Below are 6,120 nucleotides of genomic sequence, written 5' to 3'. Positions count from 1 at the left end.
TTCGACCGGCTTGAGTACGACCAACAGCAATGTCGACTCCCTGTCGACTTCGATGTCAACCGGCCTCAGTACGGCCAGCAGCAGTGTGACATCGCTGTCTACCTCGACCTCGACCGGCCTGAGCACGACCAACAGCAACGTGGCGTCGCTGTCAACGTCGACTTCGACCGGTTTGAGCACAACGAACAGCAATGTCGATTCCTTATCGACCTCGACTTCGACCAGTCTCAGCACCACCAACAGCAGCGTGACATCGCTGTCGACTTCGACCTCAACCGGCCTGAGCACAACGAATAGCAGCGTGGCGTCGCTGTCAACGTCGACTTCGACGGGTTTGAGCACGACGAACAGCAATGTCGACTCCTTGTCGTCATCGACCTCAACCGGCCTGAGCACGACCAACAGCAGCGTGGCGTCGCTGTCGACTTCGACGTCGACCGGCCTGAGCACGGCCAACAGCAACGTAGCATCGTTGTCGACATCCACCTCGACCGGAATTGCTTCGCTGTCGACCTCGACTTCAACCGGCCTGAGCACGGCCAACAGCAACGTAACATCGCTGTCGACCTCCACCTCGACCGGAATTGCTTCGCTGTCGACTTCCACTTCAACCGGCCTGAGCACGGCCAACAGCAACGTAACATCGCTGTCGACCTCCACCTCGACCGGAATTGCTTCTCTGTCGACCTCGACTTCAACCGGCCTGAGCACGGCCAACAGCAACGTAGCATCGTTGTCGACATCCACTTCAACCGGCATCACTTCGCTGTCAACCGGGCTGAGCACTATCAACAGCGGCGTGACAGCGCTGGCGACCTCGACTTCCACCGCAATTGCAGCCGCCAGGTCGCCGATTGCTTCCAGTGAAGGCAATGTGTTCGCCGGCGCCGTCGGCGGAGCAGGGTCCAATTCGCTGGCGGTGGGCACCAACGCAGTCGCTACCGGCCAGAATGCGACCGCGGCAGGCCAGGGTTCGGTGGCCAATGCTGCCGGCGCAACCGCGCTGGGCGCGGCAGCTACTGCAACTGCGGCCAACGCCACCGCAGTTGGCGCGGGAGCCCAGGCGGCAGCAAGCAATTCGGTTGCGGTGGGCGCCAATTCGGTAGCGAACGAGGCTAACACGATGTCGGTCGGTTCCGCCGGCAACGAGCGCCGCGTCACGAATGTCGCTGCCGGGGTCAATCCTACCGACGCGGTCAATGTCTCGCAGATGAATGCAGGAATCGGCAATGCCGTGACGCAATCGAACCAGTACACCGACAGCCGCGTCCAGGGCCTGCAGAATACCGTCGACTCCAACCGGCATGACGCCGACGGCGGTACTGCCGCGGCGATGGCTGTTGCCGGATTGCCGCAGCCAACCTCGCCTGGGAAGAACATGGTGTCGCTGGCGGGCAGCACTTATCAAGGGCAGACCGGACTGGCGCTGGGCATATCGACAGTTTCCGAAAATGGACGCTGGGTCTATAAGGCTGCCGCAACATCGAATAGCCGCGGCAAGACGGGAGCCGTGGTAGGCGCCGGCTTCCAGTGGTAACGATGAAAGCCATGGCTTGCGCCAAATCGGACAAGCCATGGCGTCAAGCAGCTCAACGCGTTTGCAGGAAGAAAAAATGAAACAACAATCGAACACGCTGCGCGGCATGCGCACAGCTGCATTCGCAGGCGCGCTGTTGACGGCCGCCTGCGCTGCATCGGCGCAAGATGAAGCCGTCAGTTTCCCGGACCCTGCCTCTGCCTATCTGCGGGAAGGCAGTTTCGTGTCGCTTGAAAACCTGCGCAATGTCGCTCCCGGCCTGACAAAAAACCAGGTGCGTGAATTACTGGGATCGCCGCACTTCAGCGAAGGCGTTTTTGGCGTGAAGACCTGGAACTATATTTTCCATTTCCGGCGCGGCGGCGAGATCGTCATGTGTCAATACCAGGTGCAATACGACGACGGCAAGCTGCTTCGCAGCACTTACTGGAATCGGCAGGAATGCGAAGATATTGCAAAGGCGGGTACGCCTTGATTCACATTTTCAAAAAACCGGAATGGCTATCTAGCGGTTTCATGAGTACGCAGCGGATTGCCGGCCGGGGTAGGCATTGAACGTCTCCTGCAGGCCTGCGATAAGCGGTTTCCCCGGATTCATGAACGATGCCGCTGCCTTTCCTGCGCTTGTCGATGCATTTCTCGAGTGCGGCGATCTGATCGCCGCGGCGCAGGCCATCGAGCAATGGCGGGCAATATCTCCTGGCGATCCGCAAGCAGGTTTACGCCTGAGCCGGGTATTGCGCTTGCGCGGCCGTCATGACGAAGCGGCAAGGTCGCTGGAAGGCGTGCTGGCGAGCGCGCCTGGATTTTCAGGGGCCATGCTGGACTTGGCTCGGCTGAGCAGAGAATTGGGCCGTCCTGAGGACGCCGGCACATGGTACGAGCGCGCGCACCTGGCGCAGCCGGAAGCTGCAAGCTGGCTGGAAGAGTGGGTCAATGTCCTGCTTGCGCTGGGACGGATTGAACAGGCCAGGGAAGTCGCGCAGTATCTCTGCGAGCAGGCGCCGGAAATTGGCATGAACTGGTTCCTGCTCGGCCTGGTGCTGCACAACCGGCGCGACTATGCGGCTGCACTCGATGCATACCGCCATGCCGGCAATCTGGATCCGTCTTTGCCCATGCTGCGTAACAACACAGCGGCGATATGCATAGAGACAGGAAACCACGACGAAGCCAAGCGGCTGCTGGACGATGCGATTCGCGACGCGCCCGACAATGCGCTGGCCTGGACCAACCTGTCCGATGTCTATCTGAAATATCGGCAACTGGATGCGAGCTTGATCGCGGCTGAACGCGCGCGTGCGCTGGCGCCCGATTATCCGGTCGCGATGCAGGCTTATTCGAATGTCCTGAAAGAGCTGCAATGCTGGGACGACGCCCAGGCGATGGCGGAACGCGCTGTCGATCGCGCTCCCGGGAATGCGGGGTTCACCTGGTCGCTGGCCATGATCCAGCTGCTGCGCGGAGACTATCGCCAAGGCTGGATCAATTACGAAGCGCGCTGGGCTGGATCGCAGGAAATGCGCGATCTGAAGCATGGCATCGCCAAGCCGCAATGGCAGGGCCAGGACCTGGCCGGCAAGACGCTGTTCGTCTGGGGCGAACAAGGATTCGGCGATGCCATGCAGTTCGTACGGTTCCTGCCGCAGATCGCCGAGCGCGTAAAGCAAGGCGGGGGCCGGCTGGTTTATTGCTGCTTCGCTGAACTGGTTTCCCTGTTCCGCCGGACGATGGGTATGCATGCAGAGGAGATTGTTCCGCACGATATCCAGTCCTTGCCTGAGTTTGACTATCACCTGCCGCTATGCAGCCTGCCGTTGGCGCTTGGCATTACCCTGGAAGACCTGGGCCATGACATACCCTACCTGAAGGCTGATGCGGCGCAGGCGGCGCAATGGCGGCAGCGCTTCGGCCGGCACGACAGGCTCAGGGTCGGGCTGGCCTGGAGCGGCAGCCGCACGCATCAGCGCAATCCGCTGCGCGCGATCGACGTCCGGTCTTGCGCGCAAGCATTCGGGGCGATGCCGGAAATCGATTTTTACAATCTCCAGCTGGAAGCGCCAAAAGAAGTCGCGCTGGCCAGGGACATGGGCCTTGAACTGGTCGACCATAGCGCTGGATTCATCTCGTTCGACGATACCGCGGCAATGATTTGCAATCTTGACCTGGTCGTCACCGTCTGCACTTCGGTGGCGCACCTCGCTGGCAGCCTTGGCGTGCCGGCCTGGGTGCTGCTTGATGTCAATCCTGGCTGGCTGTGGCTGCTGGACCGGACCGACAGTCCATGGTACCCGGCGACCAGGTTATACCGGCAACAACGCTACGGCGAGTGGGATCCGGTGCTGGCCCAGGTTGCCGGTGACCTGCGCGCGCTGGCGGCGCAGCGGAGTTCGGCGCCAATTCTGGATTGATTCAACCCGGTGCGAAAACACTTCCGCATGACATTTATCGATCATTGATCGCAGCTGTTTACACATCATCGTCGAATACTTTGTTTTTTCGTATTTCCAGCGTCTGCCAATCCACCGACAATAGGCGCGGAGATACTAGAACCATATGAAAATAGCAGTCCTTGACGATGATCCCAGCCAGGCCGGCTTAATTTGCGAAATACTCACCGCCTGCGGACACGTTTGCCACGCGTTCAGGAACGGCAGGGAGATCCTGGTCCAGCTGGATAAGGAACGTTACGACATGCTGATCCTGGATTGGCAGGTTCCGGACCTGAGCGGGCTGGAAGTGCTGCGCTGGGTGCGGAACACGCTTTCCGGGACGCTGCCGGTCTTGTTCGTCACTAGCCGTTCCGGTGAAGACGACATCGTTGAAGCCCTGGCCGCCGGCGCCGATGACTATATGGTCAATCCGATCCGGCCGGGCGAATTGACGGCGCGCGTACAGGCCATGCTGCGGCGCGCGTATCCTGCCCAAGGCATAAGCCGGAATATGGTATTCGGCGATTATGCATTCGAAATGCGTTCCGGCCTCCTGACGCTGGCCGGCAAGCCGATCGATGCGACGCAAAAGGAATTCGAGCTGGCGCTATTCTTCTTCAACAATATCGATTGCCTGCTTTCGCGCGCGCAAATTCTGGAAGTGGTCTGGTCGCGCGATATCAATACCCCGTCCCGCACCATCGACACGCACGTTTCACGCATACGCAGCAAGCTGCAGCTGCGGCCGGAAAACGGCTACCGGCTGCACTCGGTCTATGGGGGCGGCTACCGCCTGGAGCGTGTGCGGCGATAGCTGATGGCGCCCAAGACAAACCGGCGATGCCTGCAGGAAAATAATCGACCACTCTAAAAAATCCAGATGCACGACGATCATGGCGCTATTGCGGCGATTGTGATTGCACGCGTGCGCCAGGCGTAAGCAAATCGTGAGGTAACAATCGCGATTTCCTTGAAGCCGAACAACCTGGTTGAGGGCGGTAATGCATGGAATGGGATGTGTCGCGTATTTAATAGTTAAACATTGTTATTTCATTGCGCTTCTTGGATTCCTCTGTCAACTGCGATCATGCGCTTTTCGTTTTTGAAGAGCCAGGCAGATGTATGGCGTCTTGATGTGGAACAGGCGCGAGAGCGGGAATCTGTATTCGATTCCGCTGGCGTAGCCGAAGTTGTTTTGTTACAGCAGGGAAAAAACCAATAATGAACAGCACCACTGTCCCAGAAGTGCGCACCAGCATCAAACTCAGCGAGCAGGCGACTTACGATCCGAATCATCTGCTTGATGCATTGATCGAAAAGCTTGATTTGAAAAATGACGCGGCATTGGCGTATTTGCTCGAAGTCGGGCCGCCGGTCCTCAGTTACATCCGCCATCGCCGTTTCCCGGTAGGTGCAATGCTGCTGATCCGGATGCACGAGGTCAGTGATCTGAGCATCCGTGAGTTGCGCGCCCTGATGGGAGATCACCGCGAGAAATTCTGCCGCAGCAACAAGCAGGCCAGGCCGGAAAAAAACAGGCTCGGGGAATTTCCAATGATCGAAAATATGGAAAGCGACGAATTGTGATTTTCGGGATCGCGGAATGAATCGATCCCGTTCAAAAAACACGGCAGGAAAGATTGCCGTGTTTTTCCAGGAATTGCGTTTAGGGGACGATTGGGGCTGGCGGCGTGGGCGGAGTCGGTGGCGTTGGACGGCCGCAGTTCTTTGACGGCGCCGGGCGGCAGCTTTTGAAAAAATTGCTGAAACAGTTGCTGAACCAATTGAACAGGCAACAACCGCCGCTTACTTCATCGATTTCCTTCATGGACAACTGCTGGATAGCCATATTTGCTCCTTAAGATTAAGAAAATGCTGCTTGCGGCGCATTGGCCGCGTAGCAAACCAAACATGCAATAACATCGAATTTCAGGCCGTGTCGAGATGCTAAAAAATCAATTGATTATTGCAGCGGCATTATTAACGCCTGGCCCTTGAAGTGGCAATCTGAAAATTATAAAAATAACAATTGTTGACAATTTCTTACTTGAAAGATCGAGAGTCGCCCACAGCGGTAAGCGGGGGCGGGGGCGCAGCAATTCTGTGCCCGGCAACGCTCCCGGCAAGCGCCAAAAACCGGAAAGGCCGCAT

General features: G+C 58.2%; 6 protein-coding genes. 5 read left to right on the top strand and 1 reads right to left on the bottom strand.

Annotation, left to right across the window (positions count from 1 at the left end; translation table 11 throughout):
• Positions 1-873, bottom strand: an 873-nt coding sequence (locus AC07RZ_RS23135; RefSeq protein ID WP_494669744.1) for a hypothetical protein, incomplete at its 3' end; no start/stop codon positions are given.
• A gap of 1 nt (position 874) precedes the next feature.
• On the opposite strand from AC07RZ_RS23135, the gene AC07RZ_RS23130 reads away from it, so the two are divergent.
• The 5 genes from AC07RZ_RS23130 to AC07RZ_RS23110 all read left to right on the top strand — a co-directional run bounded on the left by AC07RZ_RS23130 (position 875) and on the right by AC07RZ_RS23110 (position 5,556).
• Positions 875-1,537 (top strand): YadA family autotransporter adhesin, encoded by a 663-nt coding sequence (locus AC07RZ_RS23130; protein WP_494669743.1) that lies wholly within the window; start codon positions 875-877, stop codon positions 1,535-1,537.
• A 76-nt stretch (positions 1,538-1,613) separates the two neighbouring features.
• Positions 1,614-2,012, top strand: coding sequence for an outer membrane protein assembly factor BamE (locus AC07RZ_RS23125; protein WP_494669742.1), 399 nt, complete (start codon positions 1,614-1,616; stop codon positions 2,010-2,012).
• A 121-nt stretch (positions 2,013-2,133) separates the two neighbouring features.
• On the top strand, positions 2,134-3,948 hold the full coding sequence (locus AC07RZ_RS23120) for a tetratricopeptide repeat protein (RefSeq protein WP_494669741.1): 1,815 nt from the start codon (positions 2,134-2,136) through the stop codon (positions 3,946-3,948).
• A 145-nt stretch (positions 3,949-4,093) separates the two neighbouring features.
• Entirely contained in the window at positions 4,094-4,783 is a 690-nt protein-coding gene (locus AC07RZ_RS23115; RefSeq protein ID WP_494669740.1) for a response regulator transcription factor, read from the top strand.
• 407 nt (positions 4,784-5,190) lie between these two features.
• Positions 5,191-5,556, top strand: a complete 366-nt coding sequence (locus tag AC07RZ_RS23110; protein ID WP_494669739.1) for a hypothetical protein — start codon at positions 5,191-5,193, stop codon at positions 5,554-5,556.
• Positions 5,557-6,120 lie beyond the last annotated feature (564 nt).

It is taken from the genome of Collimonas sp. GW821-FHT07E08 (assembly GCF_059418905.1).
This window is presented reverse-complemented; position numbering and strand designations above follow the sequence as displayed.